Source organism: Bradyrhizobium uaiense, from assembly GCF_010811875.1.
Classification (GTDB): domain Bacteria; phylum Pseudomonadota; class Alphaproteobacteria; order Rhizobiales; family Xanthobacteraceae; genus Bradyrhizobium; species Bradyrhizobium uaiense.
Genome location: NZ_VKHP01001074.1, coordinates 1 through 239, shown reverse-complemented (window position 1 = coordinate 239; position 239 = coordinate 1). Strand labels below are relative to the sequence as shown.

Sequence of the window (239 nt, the reverse complement as noted above, 5' to 3'; positions counted from 1 at the left end):
GGATCTGCGCACATTGGCCGCCACTATCAAGGCGCGATGGATCTGCGAACAGGCGCATCAGCAGTTGAAGGAGGAGCTTGGACTTGATCACTTCGAAGGGCGATCATGGCAAGGTCTTCATCGTCACACCCTGATGACTATGATTGCTTACGCCTTCCTGCAACACCGTCGCCTCGCACACGCGGCGCGGAAAAAAAAGAATCAACGGGCCTCCGCCTCAACCAACCATGCCCGCAGTA

1 protein-coding gene is annotated in these 239 nt (G+C 56.5%); it reads left to right on the top strand.

What is annotated here, in order from left to right; all coding sequences use genetic code 11:
* Positions 1-239, top strand: a 239-nt coding sequence (locus tag FNJ47_RS48825) for a transposase (RefSeq protein ID WP_163163826.1), incomplete at both ends; no start/stop codon positions are given.